Annotated in this window: 16 protein-coding genes; 14 read left to right on the top strand and 2 right to left on the bottom strand. The window is 71.4% G+C overall.

Features of this window, described 5'->3' with window-relative positions:
- The first annotated feature begins 141 nt into the window (after nt 1–141).
- Nucleotides 142–1,323 carry a GDSL-type esterase/lipase family protein gene (locus tag ACYVK7_RS00080; protein WP_460885636.1) on the top strand — a complete coding sequence of 394 codons (1,182 nt, stop codon included), beginning with the start codon at nt 142–144 and terminating at the stop codon, nt 1,321–1,323.
- A 23-nt stretch (nt 1,324–1,346) separates the two neighbouring features.
- Here the strand turns inward: ACYVK7_RS00080 and uxaC are convergent, their stop codons facing one another.
- Nucleotides 1,347–2,777 carry a glucuronate isomerase gene (uxaC, locus tag ACYVK7_RS00075; protein WP_460885635.1) on the bottom strand — a complete coding sequence of 477 codons (1,431 nt, stop codon included), beginning with the start codon at nt 2,775–2,777 and terminating at the stop codon, nt 1,347–1,349.
- 230 nt (nt 2,778–3,007) lie between these two features.
- Between uxaC and ACYVK7_RS00070 the strand changes: the two genes are divergently transcribed.
- From ACYVK7_RS00070 to ACYVK7_RS00015, 12 genes are all read left to right on the top strand, one after another.
- Nucleotides 3,008–4,015 (top strand): LacI family DNA-binding transcriptional regulator, encoded by a 1,008-nt coding sequence (locus ACYVK7_RS00070; RefSeq protein WP_460885634.1) that lies wholly within the window; start codon nt 3,008–3,010, stop codon nt 4,013–4,015.
- A gap of 55 nt (nt 4,016–4,070) precedes the next feature.
- Complete coding sequence (locus ACYVK7_RS00065; RefSeq protein WP_460885633.1) at nt 4,071–5,306, top strand: extracellular solute-binding protein; 1,236 nt, start codon at nt 4,071–4,073, stop codon at nt 5,304–5,306.
- A complete protein-coding gene (locus ACYVK7_RS00060; RefSeq protein ID WP_460885632.1) occupies nt 5,307–6,425 on the top strand; it encodes an ABC transporter ATP-binding protein in 1,119 nt (372 codons plus the stop codon). It abuts the gene before it with no gap.
- A gap of 34 nt (nt 6,426–6,459) precedes the next feature.
- Nucleotides 6,460–7,389: an ABC transporter permease gene (locus tag ACYVK7_RS00055; protein ID WP_460885631.1), complete on the top strand. Its 930-nt coding sequence runs from the start codon at nt 6,460–6,462 to the stop codon at nt 7,387–7,389.
- Nucleotides 7,389–8,243, top strand: a complete 855-nt coding sequence (locus ACYVK7_RS00050) for an ABC transporter permease (protein WP_460885630.1) — start codon at nt 7,389–7,391, stop codon at nt 8,241–8,243. Before ACYVK7_RS00055 ends, ACYVK7_RS00050 begins: the two co-directional genes overlap by 1 nt.
- Nucleotides 8,236–9,729, top strand: coding sequence for a mannitol dehydrogenase family protein (locus ACYVK7_RS00045; protein WP_460885629.1), 1,494 nt, complete (start codon nt 8,236–8,238; stop codon nt 9,727–9,729). The genes ACYVK7_RS00050 and ACYVK7_RS00045 overlap by 8 nt, the downstream gene beginning before the upstream one ends.
- 129 nt (nt 9,730–9,858) lie before the next feature.
- On the top strand, nt 9,859–10,962 hold the full coding sequence (locus ACYVK7_RS00040) for a Gfo/Idh/MocA family protein (RefSeq protein WP_460885628.1): 1,104 nt from the start codon (nt 9,859–9,861) through the stop codon (nt 10,960–10,962).
- Nucleotides 10,963–11,159: 197 nt separating this feature from the next.
- Nucleotides 11,160–12,491, top strand: coding sequence for an ABC transporter substrate-binding protein (locus ACYVK7_RS00035; RefSeq protein ID WP_460885627.1), 1,332 nt, complete (start codon nt 11,160–11,162; stop codon nt 12,489–12,491).
- 50 nt (nt 12,492–12,541) lie between these two features.
- Nucleotides 12,542–13,483 (top strand): carbohydrate ABC transporter permease, encoded by a 942-nt coding sequence (locus ACYVK7_RS00030; protein WP_460885960.1) that lies wholly within the window; start codon nt 12,542–12,544, stop codon nt 13,481–13,483.
- Nucleotides 13,480–14,367: a carbohydrate ABC transporter permease gene (locus ACYVK7_RS00025; protein WP_460885626.1), complete on the top strand. Its 888-nt coding sequence runs from the start codon at nt 13,480–13,482 to the stop codon at nt 14,365–14,367. Before ACYVK7_RS00030 ends, ACYVK7_RS00025 begins: the two co-directional genes overlap by 4 nt.
- Nucleotides 14,368–14,372: 5 nt before the next feature.
- Entirely contained in the window at nt 14,373–15,077 is a 705-nt protein-coding gene (locus tag ACYVK7_RS00020; RefSeq protein WP_460885625.1) for a Poxvirus protein I5, read from the top strand.
- A 126-nt stretch (nt 15,078–15,203) separates the two neighbouring features.
- Nucleotides 15,204–17,561, top strand: a complete 2,358-nt coding sequence (locus tag ACYVK7_RS00015; RefSeq protein WP_460885624.1) for a rhamnogalacturonan lyase — start codon at nt 15,204–15,206, stop codon at nt 17,559–17,561.
- Nucleotides 17,562–17,622: 61 nt separating this feature from the next.
- Here ACYVK7_RS00015 and ACYVK7_RS00010 read toward each other — a convergent pair whose 3' ends face one another.
- Nucleotides 17,623–18,645, bottom strand: a complete 1,023-nt coding sequence (locus ACYVK7_RS00010; protein WP_460885623.1) for a LacI family DNA-binding transcriptional regulator — start codon at nt 18,643–18,645, stop codon at nt 17,623–17,625.
- An 86-nt stretch (nt 18,646–18,731) separates the two neighbouring features.
- Between ACYVK7_RS00010 and ACYVK7_RS00005 the strand changes: the two genes are divergently transcribed.
- Nucleotides 18,732–19,115 carry an L-rhamnose mutarotase gene (locus tag ACYVK7_RS00005; RefSeq protein WP_460885622.1) on the top strand — a complete coding sequence of 128 codons (384 nt, stop codon included), beginning with the start codon at nt 18,732–18,734 and terminating at the stop codon, nt 19,113–19,115.
- Nucleotides 19,116–19,199 lie beyond the last annotated feature (84 nt).

Below are 19,199 nucleotides of genomic sequence, written 5' to 3'. Positions count from 1 at the left end.
TTTGTGGGGGTGTGCTCGAACTGTGCCGCAGCGAGCGGGTCCAGGTCCACTCCCGGTCCGGTTCCACCACCAGGATGCACCCGTTCGCTCGCGCGCCGACAGCCGTCCTGGCTCGCGTGAGCCCGTTCTACGCTGGTTGCCATGACCGCCGGAGCGCACCAGATCACCACACCTGTCACCGCCGACCTGCTGCGGGGCGCACCAGAGGTCGAGCAGACGCCGATCGGCGTGCGGGTGCACCGGCTGCCGGCCCGGGCGCTGGCCCAGGCCGCTGACCCCCAGCTCGCCATGGCCGAGTCGCAGCCGTCCGGGGTCCGCGTGGCCTTCACGACCACCGCCACGAGTGTCGAGCTGCGGGCGCACGCTGTCCGCTTCGGTTTTCGCGGGGCACCGGCCCGCGCGCTCGGTGTGTTCGACCTGGTCGTCGACGGCCGCGCGGCCGGGCAGGCCAGCCTCGCCCAGGCCACCGTGGTGACGATCGACATGGCCACCGGCGCACGAGAGACCGACCAGGGGGCCGTGGACGGCGTCCGGTTCGACGGGCTGCCCGCCGGTGAGAAGTCCATCGAGCTCTGGCTGCCCCACAACGAGACCGTCGAGCTGGTCGAGCTGCGCACGGACGCGCCGGTGCACCCCTCGCCCGCAGGTCGTCCGGTGTGGCTGCACCACGGCAGCTCGATCAGCCAGGGCTCCAACGCCGTGCGCCCCACGGGCATCTGGCCGGCCGTCGCGGCGGCCCGGGGTGACGTGGACCTGGTCAACCTCGGGTTCGGCGGCAGCGCGCTGCTCGACCAGTTCACCGCACGCGCCATGCGCGACACCCCTGCCGACCTGGTCAGCCTGAAGCTGGGCATCAACGTCGTCAACGCCGATCTGATGCGGCTGCGCGCCTTCGGGTCCGCCGTCCATGGTTTTCTCGACACTCTCCGCGACGGACATCCCGACACGCCGCTGCTCGTGGTCTCACCCATCCTGTGCCCCATCCACGAGGACACACCCGGCCCCGGCGCCTTCGACGAGGACGCCCTGGCCGAAGGCCTGCTGCGGTTCCGTGCGACCGGAGACCCCGCCGAGCGCGCTGCCGGCAAGCTCACCCTCACCGTCATCCGTGAGGAGCTCTCCCGCATCGTCCTGGACCGCGCGGCCGCCGACCCGAACCTGCACTATCTCGACGGCCTCGAGCTCTACGGCCACGCCGACGCAGCCGAGCTGCCCCTGCCCGACCGGCTCCACCCGGACGCCGCCACGCACCAGCGGATCGGTGAGCGGTTCGCGGCCCTGGCGTTCGGCCCCGGGGCCCCGCTCGCGCCGCACCCGGCCTGAGGGGCGGCGCGGCGGGGTCGCCGTCAGCGAGCCGTGTACGCCTGCTTGGGCAGGTGATAGGCGAGATCGGCAGCGGTGTCCACGGCCTCGTCCAGGTCGAGCCGGTGCTCTGCGACCAGCCGGGCCAGGTAGCCGGCGTCGATGCGGCGCGCCAGGTCGTGCCGCGCCGGGATCGAGCAGAACGCGCGGGTGTCGTCGACGAAGCCCGACATGTTCGAGAAACCGGCCGTCTCCGTCGCCGACTCCCGGAACCGGCGCATCGCGTCCGGCGCGTCCAGGAACCACCACGGCGCACCGAGCCGCAGCGCCGGGTACACGCCCGCGAGCGGCGCGAGCTCCCGCGAGTACACGTCCTCGTCCACCGTGAAGGCGATCATCCGGAAGTTCTCCGAGTTGCCGAACGCCTCCAGCACCGGCCGCAGCCCGTGCGCGAACTCCGCCGCCACGGGGATGTCGTACCCCTTGTCGGGCCCGAACCGGGCAGCCACCGCGGCGTCGTGGTCGCGCAGCACACCCGGGTGGAACTGCATCACGAGGCCGTCCTCGACAGCCATGGCCGCCATCTGGAACAACATGTGCGCGGAGAACGCCGCCTCTTCCGCGGCGGTGATCCCCGGGCTGTCCGGCCCGCCCTGCAGCGCCTTCTCGAAGAGGGCACGGGCCACGTCGTCCGGCAGCGGGGTGGTGTCCGCGCTGAAGTGACCGTGGTCGGTGGCCAGGCCGCCCGCCGCGACGAACGCGGCGCGGCGCTCGCGGAGCGCCTCCAGGTAGCCCGCGTACGTGGTGGTGTCGATGCCCGACGCCGTCGCGAGCCGCTGCAGGTCGCCCTGCCACGTGGGGCGGGCGGGGTGCAGCAGCGGGTCCGGGCGGAAGGTCGGCAGCACCCGGCCCGGCAGGTCGGCGGCGAGACGGGCATGCGTCTCGAGCGTGCTCCACGCGGGGTCCGTGGTGCCGATCGTCTCGATGTCGAACCGGTCCAGGAGGGCGCGCGGGCGGAAGGTCGGGTCCGCGATGCACTCGGCGACCTGGTCGTAGACCTCGTCGGCGGTCTCGGCCGAGGGCCGTACGGTCACGCCGAAGATCTCGACGAGCTCGTGCTCGACCCAGTACCGGGTGGGTGTGCCGCGAAAGTGCTTCCAGCCGGCGCAGAAGCGCCGGAAGATCTCGCGCGGGTCCGTCTCGAACCCGGGGCCGTCGGCCGGGCCGACGCCCAGCTCGGGGAGCTTGGCGCCCTGCGAGACGAGCATGCGCGTGAGGTAGTGGTCGGGGACCACGAGCAGCTGCGCGGGGTCGGGGAAGGGCTCGTCGTCGGCGAAGGCCGCCACGTCCACGTGGCCGTGCATCGACACGATCGGGAGGCCCTGCACCGCCGCGTAGATCTCGCGGGCGATCGGTCGCGTCACGGGGTCGGCGGGTAGCGCCCGGTCGGGGTGCAGCGTCCAGGTGTCGGTCACGGGTGTCCTCCTGAGGCATCGTTGCCGGGTGGGTCAGCGCTTGCGCGGCAATCGTAGGCCATCGCCGGAGGCAAAGTGCCTGGATATCTCGTCGCCGGAGCCAGGCTTGCGGCGCTGACCTGCGAAGATACGGATCCAGAATTGCTGCGAACGTTTGCAGCCGGTCATGCGGTAGGGTGCAAACGTTTGCAGAGCCGCAGCGTCACAGCGTCACGAGGAGGTGAGGTGTCATGGTCACGGTGCACGACGTCGCGAAGGCCGCGGGAGTCTCCATCTCCACCGTCTCGCGCGCGCTCAGCGCCCCTGAGCGGGTGGCCGCCGACACCAGGGAACGGGTGACGCGCGTCGCCGCCGAGCTGGGCTACCGGCCCAACCATGCGGCGAGCGGCCTGCGGATGGGGCGCACGCACGCCGTCGGCCTGGTGGTGCCCGACCTGGAGAACCCGTACTTCGCGTCGGTGACCAAGGGCGTGCAGGCCAGGGCCCGCGCCGAGGGGTACGAGGTGTTCGTGGCCGACTCCGACGAGGACGCCGACGCCGAGCCCGAGCTGATCGGCGCGCTCGCCGCGCGGACCGACGGCGTGATCGTCACCTCCCCCCGCTCGGCCGAGGGCACGCTGAGTGCCGCCCTCGAGGGCGTGACCGCCGTCCTGGCCAACCGCGAGCTCCCACCCTCCGCGGGCGCCGGAGCCTTCCCGTACATCGCGGTGGACGACGCCGACGGCGTGGCCCAGGTGCTCGGGCACCTCTTCGCGCTCGGGCACCGTTCCATCGGTGTCGCGGCGGGGCCGGTGTCGTCGTGGTCCGGCGGCAGGCGTGTCGCCGGGCTCTTCAAGGCTGCCGAGCTGCGAGACGTCGAGCTGGTGGAGCTGGGCAACTTCCAGCCGTACTTCGCCGGTGGCGTCCAGGCCGCCGACCACGCGCTGGCGAGCGGCGTGACCGCCGTGGCCGCGTTCAACGACCTCATGGCGCTCGGCATCCTCGACCGCCTGCGGCACCGCGGGGTCGACGTGCCCGGTGAGATGTCCGTCGTCGGGTTCGACGACGTGCAGCTCGCCACCGTCGTGTCGCCCGCACTGACCACGGTCCACGCGCCGCTCGCCCGGCTGGGCCGGCGCGCCGTCGACCTGCTGCTCGCCCGCCTCCGTGGCGGAACGCCGGCCAGCACACAGCTCCTCCCCGTGGAGCTCATGATCCGCGGGTCCTCAGGACCCGTACCGACAGAGACGGTCAACTGACGCCCGTCTCGGTGACCATACCTGGGCGAAGGAGCCCGAGAGAGAGGAAGGCACCATGCGCACCTCGAAGAAGGCAGCGGCGCTCGTCGGCGTCGCCGCACTGACCCTGCTGACCGCCTGTACCCCGCCGGCACCCGAGGACGGCGGGGGTGGCGCGGGCGCCGCCGTCACCGACCCGGCCGACGTGCCGGACACCCCGTCGGAGCCGGTCACCCTGAACATCCTCGACGTCGCGGGCAACCAGCGGCTCACCGAGGGCATGGTCGACGAGTTCGTCGAGAACAACCCGGACGTCATCGAGTCGGTCACCTGGGAGACCGGCGGCGCGCCCGACGTCACGGGCCTCGTCAAGCCCCAGGTGGACAGCGGCAACCTGTCCATCGACGTCGTGTTCACCGGCAACGACGGGCTCGCCGCGGGCATCAGCCAGGACCTGTGGCTGCCGGTGGTCGACGACTACGGTGACCGCGTCTCGAACCAGGACAACTACCTGGAGCCGGCCGCCAAGATGCAGGAGCTCGCCCAGGGCTACGGCGTGGTGACGACCTACTACCCGTCCGGGCCGTTGCTCCAGTACAACCCCGACGTGGTCGACGCGCCGCCCGCGACCCCGGAGGAGCTGCTCGAGTGGGCAGAGGCCAACCCGGGCAAGTTCGGGTACGCCCGTCCCGCGAACTCCGGCCCCGGCCGCACGTTCCTCATGGGCCTGCCCTACATCCTGGGCGACAAGGACCCGATGGACCCCGAGAACGGCTGGGACAAGACCTGGGCGTACCTCAAGGAGCTCGGCCAGTACGTCGACACCTACCCCACCGGTACCGGCCAGGTGGTGACCAACATGGCCGACGGCACCTGGGGCATGATTCCCACGACCACCGGCTGGGAGATCGCGCCGCGCGCCGAGGGCCAGCTCCCGAACACGCTGGAGGCGGCGGCGTTCGACGACTTCACCTGGGTGACGGACGCGCACTACGCGGCGATCCCGAAGGGCCAGAGCGCCGACAAGATCAGCGCGATCATGCTGCTCCTCCAGGACATGCTCACCCCCGAGCAAAACGCCAAGGCGTACGACGCCGGCTACTTCTACCCCGGACCGGCCGTCGAGGGCGCGACGCTCGACCTCGCGCCGCAGGAGTCGCAGGACGTGCTCGAGGAGTTCGGCCGCCCCGAGTTCGACGAGCTCATCGAGTCGCAGGACGCTGTCGTGCCGCTCGACGCCGACTCGATGGTGACCGCGTTCGACATCTGGGACCGCGAGGTCGGCGGCGGCAAGGTGGAGGAGGAGTCCTAGGTGAGTGCTTTCGAATCCCTGGAGATGCGGGGCGTCGGCCGGCGGTTCGGCGGCGTGGACGCGCTCGCCGGGCTGGACCTGACGATCAAGGCGGGGGAGTTCGTCGCCCTGCTCGGCCCGTCGGGCTGCGGCAAGTCGACGGCCCTGAACTGCCTGGCCGGCCTGCTCCCGCTCACGCACGGCGAGATCCTGCTGGACGGCAAGCGGATCGACACCCTCCCGCCGGAGCGGCGCGGGTTCGGGATGGTGTTCCAGTCCTACGCCTTGTTCCCGCACCTGTCCGTCGAGAAGAACGTCGCGTTCGGCCTGCAGATGCAAGGGCTGCCGCGAGCCCAGATCGACGCGCGGGTGCGCGAGGCGATCAAGCTCGTCAAGCTCGACGAGCACGCCAAGAAGCTGCCGGGCCAGCTCTCGGGCGGCCAGCAGCAGCGGGTCGCCATCGCGCGGGCCGTCGTGCTCGAACCGTCGCTCGTGCTCATGGACGAGCCCCTGTCGAACCTGGACGCGAAGCTCCGCCTCGACATGCGCACCGAGATCCGGCGCCTGCACCAGTCGCTCGGGCTGACCACGATCTACGTGACGCACGACCAGGAGGAGGCGCTCTCCCTGGCCGACCGCCTGGTGGTGCTCCGCAACGGCCGCGTGCAGCAGATCGGCACGCCCGACGAGCTCTACGAGAGCCCCACGAGCTGGTACGTCGCGGACTTCATGGGGTACCGCAACATCCTGCCTGCCACGGTCGTCTCGACGTCCGCTGACGAGGCGGTCGTCGAGCTGCCCGGCACGGCCGACGGCGCCGTCCGGCTCACCGGGCGCGCTGTCGGCGCCCTGAGTGCCGGCGACAGCGTGCGGGTCGCGATCCGCCCGGACGACTTCTCGGTCGCGACCAGCGTCCCGGACGGACTGGGCGCCGGGGCCATCCCCGGTGCCGTGTCCGTGGTGGAGTACCAGGGCCGCGAGCACGCCGTCGGGGTGCAGACCGGCGACACGATGCTGCACGCGCGCACGCCTGCCGCACCAGAGGTCGGCGGTTCGGTCTGGCTGACGGCGCCCGTCGAGCGGGTCCTGGTGTTCCCCGAGTCGCTGGACGCGCCGGTGCCCGCGGAGGTGGCGGCATGACGCCCACCGCCGGGAGTGGTCGGGGAGGGGCTCCGTGAGCGGCGTCGGCGAGCGGCAGCAGGCCCGGTCGACCGCCAGCCTGCGGCACCGGCTGGCCGAGCGAGGCATCGACCCGGCCCTGCTGATGCTGCTGCCCGGGCTCGTGCTGGCGATCGCGCTGTTCGTCTACCCGTTCTCGTACGGGATCGGGCTGACCGTGCAGCCGACCGCCGCCATGCGGGAGCAGTGGGGCGGTGGGATCTTCGCGAACTACGTGGCGTTCTTCCGCGACCCGTTCGTGTTCGACTCCATCTGGCTCACCATGCGGCTCGCGCTGCCCGCCGCGCTGTTCAACGTGCTGGCGTCCATCCCGGTGGCGATGGTGCTGCGGCACAAGTTCCGCGGCAAGCGGCTCCTGACGTCGCTGCTGGTGCTACCCATCACGCTGGGCACGGTGCTCACCGCCCAGGGCCTGCTGATCTTCGCGGGGCGGCAGGGCTGGATCAACCGGGTGCTGCTCGAGATCGGCCTGGTCGACGAGCCGCTCCGGCTGGTGAACAACTACCTGGGTGTCATGTTCTCCCTGGTGATCACCGGTTTCCCGTTCGCGTTCCTGCTCATCTCGTCCTACCTGTCGGGCATCGACCCGTCGCTGGAGCGGGCCGCCAAGACGCTCGGCGCCGGCTGGTGGCAGCGGTTCCGGCGCATCATCCTGCCCCTGCTCGCGCCCGGCCTCGCCACCACGTTCGTCCTGACGTTCGTGCTCGCGTTCTCCGTGTTCCCGTCCGCGCGGCTCGTCGGTGACGCCATGGGCTCCACCCGGGTCATGTCGCTGATGGCGTTCCGCGCGTTCGGCGAGCAGAACGACTACGCGATGGCGTCCACCATCGCGCTGATGATGGGTGTGGTCGAGCTGCTCGTCGTCGCGGTAGTGCTGGGCCTGCGCTCGCTGTTGTACCGAGGGACCACAGGAGGGAAGGGCTGATGGCCGTATCAACGCTGGAGCGGCCGATCGCCGCTCGGCCGTCCACGTGGTTCGTGTGGGCGGGGATGACCGCGTTCGGGGTGTTCCTGCTCGGGATCATCATCGCGGTGGTCGTCGACTCGTTCGGCCGCCAGTGGTTCGACACCTGGCTGCCCGAGGGCCTGACCACGGAACGCTACGTCGAGGCGTGGGACCGCTTCTCGCTGGGCGAGGTCGTCGGCGTCACCGTCGGGGTGGCGGCGCTCGTCGTCGTCATCTCCGTGCTGGTGGGCGTCCCCGCCGCCTACGTGCTGGCCCGGCGCGACTTCCCGGGCAAGCGCGCGGTGATGCTGCTGTTCCTGCTGCCGGTGCTGATGCCGCCCATCACGTACGGCATCCCGCTCGCCACGGTCATGTACTCGTTCGGGCTGGGGCGCACGCTGACCGCCGTGGTGCTGGTCAACCTCGTCCCGTCGGTGCCGTTCGTGATCCTGACGATGACGCCGTTCATCGAGCAGATCAACCCAGCCATCGAGTCCGCGGCCCGGATGTGCGGTGCACGTACCCGGCAGGTCTTCACGCGGGTCCTCGCGCCCCTGCTGGTGCCGGGCATCCTCGCGGCGGCGATCCTGGTCCTGGTCCGGACCGTCGGGCTGTTCGAGCTCACGTTCCTCGTGTCCGGCCCTGGATCGGACACGCTCGTCGTGGCGATCTACCGTGGGATGACGTCCGCCGGCGGTGGTGAGGCGCGACAGCTCATCTCCGCCATGTCGGTGATCTACACCGCGACCATGCTGATCATGCTCGTGGTGGCGCTGCGGTTCGTGAACCCGACGCAGCTCGTGGCACAGGTGAAGGAGACACGCGATGACTGAGGACCGCCTGCACAGGGACACCGTCCCCGTGGGCATCGACGCGCCCGTGATGCCGACGGCGGTGGGCATCGTCCACCTCGGCATCGGGGCGTTCCACCGGGCCCACCAGGCCGTCTACACGGAGCGCGCCGCGATCGCCACCGGCGACAGCTCGTGGGGGATCCTCGGCGTGACCCAGCGGTCCGCCCGGGTCCGCGACCAGCTGCGCCCCCAGGGCGGCGTGTACGCGGTGCTGACGGCGGGCGAGCAGGAGTCGTCCGTCGAGCTCATCGGGTCGGTCGTCGACGTCGCCTACCCCGCCGAGGAGACCGAGCGGGTGCTGGCGGTGCTCGCGGCACCGTCGACCCACGTGGTCACGCTGACGATCACCGAGAAGGGCTACGCCCGCCTGCCCGACGGGTCGCTCGACCTGGACGCGGTGGCGGGCGACCTCGCGGCGCTCCAGGCCGACGCCCGCGGGGAGACGCCGGTCCACCCGGCGAGCTCGGCGATCGGGCTCCTCGTGCGCGGCCTCGCCGCCCGCGCGGCGTCCGGAGCACCCATCACGGTGCTGACCTGCGACAACATGGTGGACAACGGTCGCGTCCTGCAGCGCCTCGTGCGGCAGGCGGCTGACGCCGGGCTGCCCGGCGCGGAGGGTGACGTGCTGCGCGGCTTCCTCGGCGCGCGGGTCACGTTCCCGTGCTCCATGGTCGACCGGATCGTGCCGGCGACCACGCCGGAGCAGCGTGACCACGTGAGCCAGGTGCTCGGCGCGCGGGACGAGGGGCTCGTGGTGGGCGAACCGTTCGCCCAGTGGGTCATCGAGGACCGGTTCGCCGGGCCGCGCCCCGCCTGGGAGGCCGCGGGTGCCACCCTGACCAAGGACGTGGCCCCGTTCGAGCAGGCCAAGCTCCGGCTGCTGAACGGGACGCACTCGCTCGTCGCGTACTCGGGCTGGCTCGCGGGCCACACGACCATCGCGGAGGCGGTGACCGACCCGGTGATCGCCGAGCGCGCCCGCCAGTACCTGTTCGAGGACGCGCTGCCGACGCTCACGCCACCCGACGGCCTTGACCTGCACCAGTACGGCGAGCAGATCCTCGCCAGGTTCGCCAACCCCCACACGGGGCACACCACCGCGCAGGTGGCCATGGACGGCACGCAGAAGATCCCGTTCCGGTGGGGCGGCGTCCTCGCGGACGCCCTGGCCGCCGGGCGGGAACCGCAGGGCGTGGCGTTCGGGCTCGCGGCGTGGGCCGAGTTCGTCCGACGCCGGACGCGCTCCGGTGAGGGCGTCGACGACCCGCGGGCCGAGGAGCTGGCGGCCGTGGTCAGCGCGTTCGAGGTGCCGGGTGGCTCCGACGGCCTGGGCGACGTCGAAGGGCTGGCCGGCAACGAGGAGGACGTCCGCGCGCTGCTCGGGCTGCCGGGCCTCCTGCCGGAGAGCACGCCGGAGAGCTTCCTGGACGCGGTCGCCGCCGAGATCGGCGCCGTGGAGCGCTGACGAGCAGGTCGCCACAGGTGGTGCCGGGGCCGGCCGAGAGGCCGGCCCCGGTCGGCCGCCGGGCGGGACGTGCAGCAACCGGGCATCTTGAAACGATTCGATCCACACGTCGACGAGGACGGAGCAAGAGTGAGAGTCACGATCCTGGGTACCGGCGCCATCGCCGGAGCCCACGCAGCAGCGGTCAGCGGGCTGTCGGACCACGGGGTGGACGCCGTCCTGGCGCACGCCGTCGACATCGACCCGGCCCGCGCCGAGGAGTTCGCCCGTACGCACGGTGTCGCCGGGCACGGGACCGATCTGGCGGCAGTGCTCGGCGACACGGACGTGCTGCACGTGTGCACGCCGCCGGGTGCCCACGTGGACGCGGCGGTGGCCGCGCTCGAGGCCGGCGTGCACGTCGTGGTGGAGAAGCCCGCCACGCTGTCGCTCGCGGAGCTCGACCGGATCGCGGAGGTGGAGGCGAGGTCGACCGCGTCGTTCACCCAGGTGGTGCAGCACCGGTTCGGGCACGGCGTGCGACAGCTCCGGCGCCTGCTCGACGACGGGTCGCTGGGGCGTCCGCTCGTCGCGACCTGCGACACCCTGTGGTTCCGCGCCCCGGAGTACTTCGAGGTGCCCTGGCGCGGACGGTGGGACACGGAGGGGGGCGGGCCGACGATGGGCCACGGCATCCACCAGTTCGACCTGCTGCTGGCGGTGCTCGGGCCGTGGACCGAGGTGACGGCGATGGCAGGGCGCCTGGCCCGGCACGTGGACACCGAGGACGTCTCGATGGCGATCGTCCGCTTCGCCGGCGGGGCGATGGCCACCGTCACGAACTCCCTGCTGTCCCCGCGGGAGACCTCCGACCTGCGCTTCGACACCGAGGCCGCGACCGTGGAGCTCTCGCACCTGTACGGGTACTCCGACGCCGACTGGACGTTCACGCCCGCGGCCGGCCGGGACGACGTCGCGCGGCTGTGGCAGCCGGACGCGGCGGCACTCCCGTCGGGGCATCTCGCCCAGCTCGTGCCGACCTACCGGGCGTTCGCCGCGGGTCAGGCGCCCCCGGTCACCGTGCGTGACGTGCGCGGCACGCTCGAGCTGGTCGCCGCGATCTACCGCTCGGCGTTCACCGGCTCGGTGGTCCGGGCCGGCGAGATCGGGCCCGGTGACCCGTTCCACGAGTCCATGCGCGGCACCGGCCCCGAGTGGGCTCCCGTGAAGGACCTGGACGCGCTCCGGCGCTGAGCGCCGCACACGCCCTGTCGGAGGGGAGGCCGGCCGGCTCCCGGCCGGCCTGCCCTCGACCTCTATCGATGTACATCGTTACGGATTCCTCACCGCCAGGCCCTGGACAACGCTTCCCGGGCGAGTATTGTATCGATTCAGTCGGCCGTCGAGGATGCAGCCGGCGTGCCAACAGCAGTATGAGCAAGGAGGCTCACGTGGTTCGCACACGCACCACCACCAGGAAGGCCGCCGTCCACGCCACGGCCCTCGCGGCGGCATCGGCGCTCGCCCTCTCCGCGTGCGGGGCCGGAGGCACAGCCGCCTCGGCCGACGCGGCCCCCGTCGCCACCGACCGGGACATCGAGCTGTCCCTCGTCTGGTGGGGCGACGACGACCGCGCCTCCCGCTACGAGGAAGCGGTCACGCTGTTCGAGGAGAAGTACCCGAACATCGACGTCCAGACGCAGTTCCAGGCCTGGGACGACTACTGGACCGCCCGCAGCACCGAGGCGGCAGGGCAGACCCTGCCGGACGTGTTCCAGATGGACCTCGCCTACATCCATCAGTACGCGTCGAACAACCAGCTCCTCGACCTGTCGACCCAGCTGGGTGTCAACCTGGAGACGGGCGACTACGACGAGACCCTGCTCGGCTCGGGCGCTGTCAACGGCGGGCAGTACGGCATCCCGACCAGCACGAACACGCTCGGCATGATCCATCATGACGACCTCCTCGACCAGCTCGGCATGGAGCCGCCGGAGGCGGGCCTGACCTGGGACGAGTACGACGCGTGGATCCGTGAGGTCTCGGCGGCCGGCGCCGACCACGACCCGCAGGTCTACGGCGGAACCGACTACACGGGCACCCTCTGGCTGTTCATCCAGTGGCTGCTCCAGCAGGGCAAGACCGCGTTCGCCGAGGACGGCTCGCCGGCCTTCGAGAAGGCGGACCTCGTCGCCTGGGTCGAGCGTACCCAGCCGATGCGCGACGACGGCGTGTTCTACCCCGTCGAGCGTGCCAAGCAGGTGGAGCCCCTCACGGGTCTCCAGGTCAACGAGGCGGCCACCGAGCTGACCTGGGACAACATGACGGCCGGGTACGCGGCGAGCGCGGGCACCGACAACGTCGGCCTGCTGCCGGTACCGACGGGCGCGGACGGCTCGCAGCAGTTCTGGAAGCCGTCGATGCTGCTCTCGTCGTCGGCCGCCACCCAGGAGCCGGACGCCGCAGCCAAGCTCATCGACTTCCTCGTGAACGACCCGGAGGTCGGCAAGATCTTCGGCACGTCGAAGGGCGTGCCCGCCGTGCCGGCCCAGAAGGACGCGATGGAGGTGGAAGAAGGCTCGGTGGACGACAAGATCGTGTCCTACGAGGACGACGTGGCCGAGCGTGTCACCGCCGACACCCCGATCCCCGTGGAGGGCTACGGCGTGGTCGAGGTCGAGTTCAAGCGGCTCGGCGAGGAGCTCTCGTACGGCAACATCACCGCCGAGGAGTTCGCCGACCAGTGGTTCCAGAGCGCCGAATCGAACCTCGGCGGCGAGTGACAGTGTCAGCTACCACTACCGAGCGCGGCCGCGGGGCCGGGAGCGGCAGCGTGCGGGGGACGGCGGTGCCGTCGGCCCCCGCACGGGGCGGCCCCGGAAAGCCGTCGCGCAGCCGGGCCGACACACGCGCCGGCTACGCGTTCCTCTCCCCGTGGCTGCTGGGGTTCGTGCTGCTGACGGCCGGCCCGATGCTGATGTCGCTGTACCTCGCGTTCACGGACTACAACCTGTTCCGGGCGCCGGAGTTCATCGGGATCGAGAACTTCACCGCACTGTTCGCCGACCCGCGCTTCCTGAAGTCCGCGCAGGTCACCGCCATCTACGTGCTCGTGGGCGTGCCGATCAAGCTCGCCGCCGCCCTGGCGGTGGCGATGCTGCTGAACGCCAAGCATCGCGGCCAGGGCGCGTACCGCTCGATGTTCTACGCGCCGTCGCTCATCGGGGCCAGTGTCTCCGTGGCCATCGTGTGGCGCGCCATGTTCATCGACGACGGCGTCGCGGACCAGGTCCAGCAGTTCTTCGGCCTGCCCGGCGGTGGCTGGGTGGGCAATCCCAACATGACCATGCCGATGATGATCCTGCTGGCGGTGTGGCAGTTCGGCGCCCCGATGGTGATCTTCCTGGCCGGACTCAAGCAGATCCCGGCGGAGCTGCACGAGGCGGCCGCCGTCGACGGCGCCGGACCCGTCCGGCGCTTCGTCTCCGTGACCATCCCGATGCTGTCCCCCGTGCTGTTCTTCAACCTGCTGCTCGAGACCATCGGCGCGTTCCAGATCTTCAGCTCGGCCTTCATCATCTCCGGCGGCACCGGCGGACCCGCCGACTCGACGCTGTTCTACACGTTCTACCTCTACATCAAGGGCTTCACGGAGTTCCGCATGGGGTACGCCTCGGCCATGGCCTGGGTGCTCGTGCTCGTCGTCGGCATCATCACCGCCGTCCTGTTCCGCACCTCGCGTGCCTGGGTCCACTACACGGGAGACGTGCGATGACCACTGCGACGACAACCGTCAGCGCGGCCGCCAGGTCGGTCGCGACCAGGAAGAAGCGCACCAGGTCCGTGGCGTTCCACGTGCTGGTGCTCGCCGTCGCCGTCGTGATCCTGTATCCCGGCGTGTGGATGGTGATGAGCTCGTTCAAACCGAGCGGCGACATCGTCGGCAACGTCAACCTGTGGCCGGAGACCTGGACGCTCGACAACTACGCCTCGGCGCTCGGCGGGATCGGCGGGGTCTCGTTCTGGACCTTCGTGCTCAACTCGCTGATCCTCGCGGTCGGGTCGGTGGTCGGCATCGTCCTGTCCGCCACGGTCTCCGCCTACGCGTTCGCGCGCATCAGCTTTCCCGGACGCGGCGTGTACTTCGCGGTCATGATCGGCACGATGCTGCTGCCGTTCCACGTGGTGATCATCCCGCAGTACATCCTGTTCAACTCCATGGGCCTGGTGAACACGTTCCTGCCCCTGCTGGCCCCGAAGTTCCTGGCCACCGAGGCGTTCTTCGTGTTCCTCATGGTGCAGTTCCTGCGCGGGCTGCCGCGTGAGCTCGACGAGGCCGCGCGCATCGACGGGTGCGGGCACTGGGGGATCTTCCGGCTCGTGCTGCTCCCACTGATGCGGCCCGCCGTGATCACCAGCTCGATCTTCGCCTTCATCTGGTCGTGGAACGACTTCCTCGGGCCGCTGCTCTACCTCAAGCAGCCCGACACCTACCCGCTGCCCATCGCCCTGCGGCTGTACGTGGACCAGACGTCGGTGTCCGACTACGGCGCCCAGATGGCCATGGCCGTGCTCGCGCTGGTGCCCGTCCTGCTGTTCTTCGTGCTGTTCCAGCGCTACCTCGTGGACGGCGTCGCGACGCAGGGCCTCAAGGGCTGAGCGGCGTGAGCACCGAGGAACCGGCCGACGAGCCCGAGACCCCGCGCGCAGGCCGGCGCAGGGTCCGCGGCGAGGGGTTCGCCCTGCTCGGCGAGACTCTGCTGACCGGGGTGCTCGTGCTGGTCGGGAGCATCCCTGTGGTGACGATCCCGGCGGCGCTCGCCGCCGGGGCGGCGCTGCTGCGGAGGCACGTCGGCGGGTACGACACGTCCGTCCGTAGCTACGCGCACGACTGGCTCGCGGCGGTACGCGACCTCTGGGTGCTGGGCCTGCTGCTGCTCGGCGCCGTGGCGGTCGTGGTCGTCAACACGGGGCTGACGGCGTCGGGCGCGCTCCCGGGGGCCGCGGCCGTCCGGTGGGTCACCTGGCTGGCGGCGGCCTGCGCCGCCGTGGTGCTGGTCCGGGCCGCGACGGCGTGGTCCGACGGCGAGGCGGGCGGGGCCGCGGGTGTGCGGGGCGGCGGGACCGGCGAGGCGGGTGGCCCCGTGCCCGGCGCCGCGGGGGTGCCCGGCGCCGCGGGTTGGCGGCAGGTGCTGTCCCGCGGGGCCGCTCGGTCTCGTGACGACCTGACCGGCTCGGCGCTGCTGCTCGCGGCCCTCGTGATGTGCGGCGTGCTGGTCTGGATGCTGGCGCCGCTCGTCCTGGTGACCGGCGGTCTGCTGAACCTGGCGGCGGTCGCCGTCGAGACCCGGCGCCTGGACAGGCGCTAGCTGGTATCGCAACCAAAGGTCCGCTTCGACCATGCAATCAGGCCTGGAGTCCGCCGGGACAGCAGGCCTGATCGCATGGTCGAGGCGGACATCCATGAGATCAAGAATTCAGAGAGGAATTCCACCATGGTCCCGAGGAGAATTCGGGCGGGCGTTGTCCTGGCGACAGCGTTCTGCCTCGGTCTGAGCGGCGTCGGCGTCGCGTCTGCTGCGGCTTCCGCCGCGGCGTTCACGCCGGCCTCCGACCCGACGACCGACCTGACCACCACCCACGGTGACCCGAGCGCCCGGGGCGGGCGGCCGGCGTCGGGCGCCGAACGGTTCGACCGCGGGCTGGTGGCGGCAGCGACCACCGAGGGAGTGTTCCTGAGCTGGCGGTTGCTGGCCGCAGAGGTCACCGGGCACACCGACTCGGGTCTGGCGGGCCCAGGCTTCGCCGTGTACCGCGACGGCAGGCGGATCGCCCGGGTGACGGACTCGACCAGTTATATCGACGCGGAGGGGTCGGCCGACGCGTGGTATCGCGTGGTGCCGCTCGGCGGACCGGACCGGGGTAGGGCGGCGTCCGCACGTGTCTGGGGCGAGGGCCACCTCGACATCCCGCTGAACAAGCCTGCCGACGGCGTCACCCCTGCCGGCGAGGCGTACACGTACCGCGCGAACGACGCGTCCGTCGCCGACCTCGACGGCGACGGGGACCACGAGATCGTGGTCAAGTGGGACCCGTCCAACTCGAAGGACGTGTCCCAGGTGGGGTACACGGGCAACGCCTACCTCGACGCCTACGAGCTCGACGGCACGCAGCTCTGGCGCGTGGACCTCGGCGTCAACATCCGTGCGGGCGCGCACTACACGCAGTTCCCCGTCTACGACTACGACGGCGACGGCCGTGCCGAGCTGATGGTCAAGACCGCTCCCGGAACCCGTGTGACCAGGTACGACGACGGCGAGCCCGCCGGCCGGAGCTACGTCAAGATCCCGCGCGACGACCGTGCGGCGGGCGTCAGCCACGCCGACGACTACCGGATGTCGGCCGACGACTACTACGAGCACCTCGTCGACCTGTTCCGCGGCTGGTCGTCGCGGTCAGAGGTGACCAGCGGGCAGTGGCCCGCCACGCTGGAGGAGGCCTGGGGCGTGGAGGCCAGGTGGTCGTACCCGCTGTCCGACGCCGACGCGCGGGCCGCCGCCGACCACTTCGTCGACGTCTACGCGCCGGCCCGCTCGGCGCGGAACCAGCTGCGCCAGTTCGAGGGCTTCGTGCTGAGCGGCCCGGAGTACCTCACCGTCTTCGACGGGGTCACCGGCCGGCCGATGGGCACCGTCGACTACGAGCCGGGGCGCACCGACGACGGGCTGCTCTGGGGCGACTACGCGATGTCCCGCATCGAGCCGGGCAACCGGGTGGACCGGTTCCTCGCGGGCGTGGCCCACCTGTCCGAGGGCCGGCCCAGCGCGATCTTCGCGCGCGGCTACTACACGCGGTCCACGATCGCCGCCTATGACTGGGACGGGCGGCACCTGACCAAGCGCTGGCTCGCGGACTCGGGCTGGACGCCGATGAGCAACCCGTTCGACGACAGCCCGCACGGGGTACCTGGCACCTCGCCGGAGTGGGGCAGCCTGACGACGCAGGGCTTCCACTCGCTGTCGGCGGCCGACGTCGACGCGGACGGCAAGCAGGAGATCGTCTACGGCTCCGCGACGCTCGACGACGACGGCTCGCTGCTGTACTCGTCGTCGGACACGCTGCCCGAGGGGTCCGCGAACCCCGGGGCGAGTGCGGGGCTCGGCCACGGGGACGCCATGCACGTGACCGACATCGACCCTGCGCGGCCAGGGCTCGAGATCTGGACCGCGCACGAGGGGGGCGCCTGGGCGCCGTACGGTTCCGCGATGCGTTCGGCCGAGGACGGGGCGGTGCTGTTCGGGCAGTACTCCGGCCGGGACACGGGCCGGGCGATGATCGGCGACGTGCTGCCGGACGTGCCGGGTGTGGAGGCGTGGGCCTCCATGCCGGACGGCACCCTCGGGTCGGGCACGCTGAGCGCGACGGGCGAGCAGGTGTCGACGTCGACCATGGGGACCAACCAGTCGGTGCGCTGGGCGGGCGACGGGACCACACAGGTGATCGAGGGCTCGGGCGACGCGGTGCCGACGATCCGGGACTGGTCGCGTGGTGTGGTCGCGACCCTCGACGGGACGCTGACCAACAACGGGACCAAGGGCAACCCGTCGCTCGTGGCCGACGTGCTCGGCGACTGGCGCGAGGAGGTGCTGGTGCGGACCACCGACTCGAGCGCGCTGCGGCTGTTCCTGTCGACGGAGCCGACCGACATCGCGATGTACACCCTCATGCAGGACCCGCAGTACCGCGCCGAGGTGGCGCGCCAGCAGACGGCGTACAACCAGCCGTCGTACCCGGGCTTCTACCTGGCCTCGGACACGACGTGGTCGACGATCCCGGTCCCAGCCCGCGACTGACCTCCGTTGAGTGCTGGCTATTTGCCCTCCCACAGCGGTATCGGGGGCACATATCCAGCACTCAGCGGGGGGTGGACGAGCTCGACCCACGCACCACCAGCCTCGGCTGGAACATCACGTGCTCTGCCGTGTCGGTCCCGCTGAGCAGGAGGTCGGCGGCACGGAGGCCGAGCTCGTGGGTCGGCTGGCGCACGGAGGTCAGGGGGGTGGACAGCTCGGCGGCGAAGGACACGTCGTCGTACCCCACGACCGCCACGTCGCCGGGTACGGCGATGTTCTCCGTGCGGAGCGTCCGCAGCACCCCCAGCGCGACCAGGTCGTTGACGCAGAAGACGGCGGTGGGCCGGTCTCCCGATTCCAGCAGGCCGCGGATCGCCGCCTCGCCGCCGTCGGCGTTCAGGCTGGTCACCGTGGTCTCGACCAGCGCGGACGCCGGGTCCAGGCCGGCGGCGACCAGCGCCTTGAGCACGCCCTCGTGCCGGTCGGCGCACTGCCGGATCGTGTGCGGGCCGTTGAGGAACGCGATGCGCGTGTGGCCCTGGTCCAGCAGGTGGCGGGCGGCGAGCTCACCGCCGCGGACGTCGTCGACGGCCACCGACGAGATGCTCGGGTCGGACGACGGGCGGTCCAGCAGCACGACGCCGGTGCCGCGGCGGCGGACGGCGAGCAGGTGGTCGATGTCGTTCGTCGCCGGCACGACCATGACGCCCTGGACGCCGTGCTCCTCGAACAGACGGAGGTAGCGCTGCTCCCGGTCGGGGTCGTCGTCGGACGACGCGACCATGAGCGTGAAGTCGTCCCGGTCCAGGCGCTCCTCGATGCCCCGCGCGACGTCGGTGAAGAACGGGTTGGCGATGTCCAGGACGATGGCGCCGATGGTCGTGATCGTGCCGGCCCGGAGCTGCCTGGCGGACCCGTTGCGCACGAAGCTGAGATCCTCGATGGCGGCCTCGACCCGCTCGCGGGTGCCGGGTAGCACGCGCTCGGGCCGGTTGAGCACGTTGGAGACCGTGCCGACGGAGACGCCGGCGGCACGGGCGACGTCGGCGATGGATGCTCGTCGGTGAGCGGCCGGCTGGGTCATGGAGCGCCTCCTTGCTTCGGGCTACATTATGAACCGTTTCATGACACGGGTCGCCCGTTCGCGGGCGGGGAACCGGAGGACCGGAGATGACGAGCGGGTCAGCGGGCGCACGCGTCTGCTTCACGTCCCGGGTGCGGGCCGACCGTATCCCGGAGTACCGGGCGGCCCACGCCGCCGTCTGGCCGGAGATGCTGGAGGCCCTGCGGGACACGGGCTGGCGCGACTACCACCTGTTCCTGCGGGACGACGGTCTGCTGGTCGGGTTCCTCGAGACCGACGACTACGCGGCGGCGCAGCGCGGGATGGCCGCGACCGAGGTCAACGCACGCTGGCAGGCGGCCATGTCGGGGTTCTTCGTGGACGAGGGCAACCCCGATGACGGCTTTGTGCTCCTGGACGAGGTGTTCCACCTGGAGTCCCAGCTCGCGGCCCTGAACCTCCCGACCCCCACAGACACCTCCGCGAGGTAGGGCGGCGTCAGGGGGTCGTTGCATCACTCTAGATGGATTAGGGGTGGTGTGGGATGACTCGTGGTGGTGTTCCGGTCTCGCGGG

Source organism: Promicromonospora xylanilytica (genome assembly GCF_054782895.1).
Note: the sequence above shows the minus strand (reverse complement) of the source record. Positions and strands in the feature narration are given on the sequence as shown.

Excerpts from the sequence above, each read along its gene's own strand:
- ACYVK7_RS00080 (WP_460885636.1), top strand. The coding sequence starts at position 142 with ATGACCGCCGGAGCGCACCAGATCACCACACCTGTCACCGCCGACCTG.
- ACYVK7_RS00070 (WP_460885634.1), top strand. The coding sequence starts at position 3,008 with ATGGTCACGGTGCACGACGTCGCGAAGGCCGCGGGAGTCTCCATCTCC.
- ACYVK7_RS00065 (WP_460885633.1), top strand. The coding sequence starts at position 4,071 with ATGCGCACCTCGAAGAAGGCAGCGGCGCTCGTCGGCGTCGCCGCACTG.
- ACYVK7_RS00050 (WP_460885630.1), top strand. The coding sequence starts at position 7,389 with ATGGCCGTATCAACGCTGGAGCGGCCGATCGCCGCTCGGCCGTCCACG.
- ACYVK7_RS00045 (WP_460885629.1), top strand. The coding sequence starts at position 8,236 with ATGACTGAGGACCGCCTGCACAGGGACACCGTCCCCGTGGGCATCGAC.
- ACYVK7_RS00025 (WP_460885626.1), top strand. The coding sequence starts at position 13,480 with ATGACCACTGCGACGACAACCGTCAGCGCGGCCGCCAGGTCGGTCGCG.
- ACYVK7_RS00015 (WP_460885624.1), top strand. The coding sequence starts at position 15,204 with ATGGTCCCGAGGAGAATTCGGGCGGGCGTTGTCCTGGCGACAGCGTTC.
- ACYVK7_RS00010 (WP_460885623.1), bottom strand. The coding sequence starts at position 18,645 with ATGACCCAGCCGGCCGCTCACCGACGAGCATCCATCGCCGACGTCGCC.
- ACYVK7_RS00005 (WP_460885622.1), top strand. The coding sequence starts at position 18,732 with ATGACGAGCGGGTCAGCGGGCGCACGCGTCTGCTTCACGTCCCGGGTG.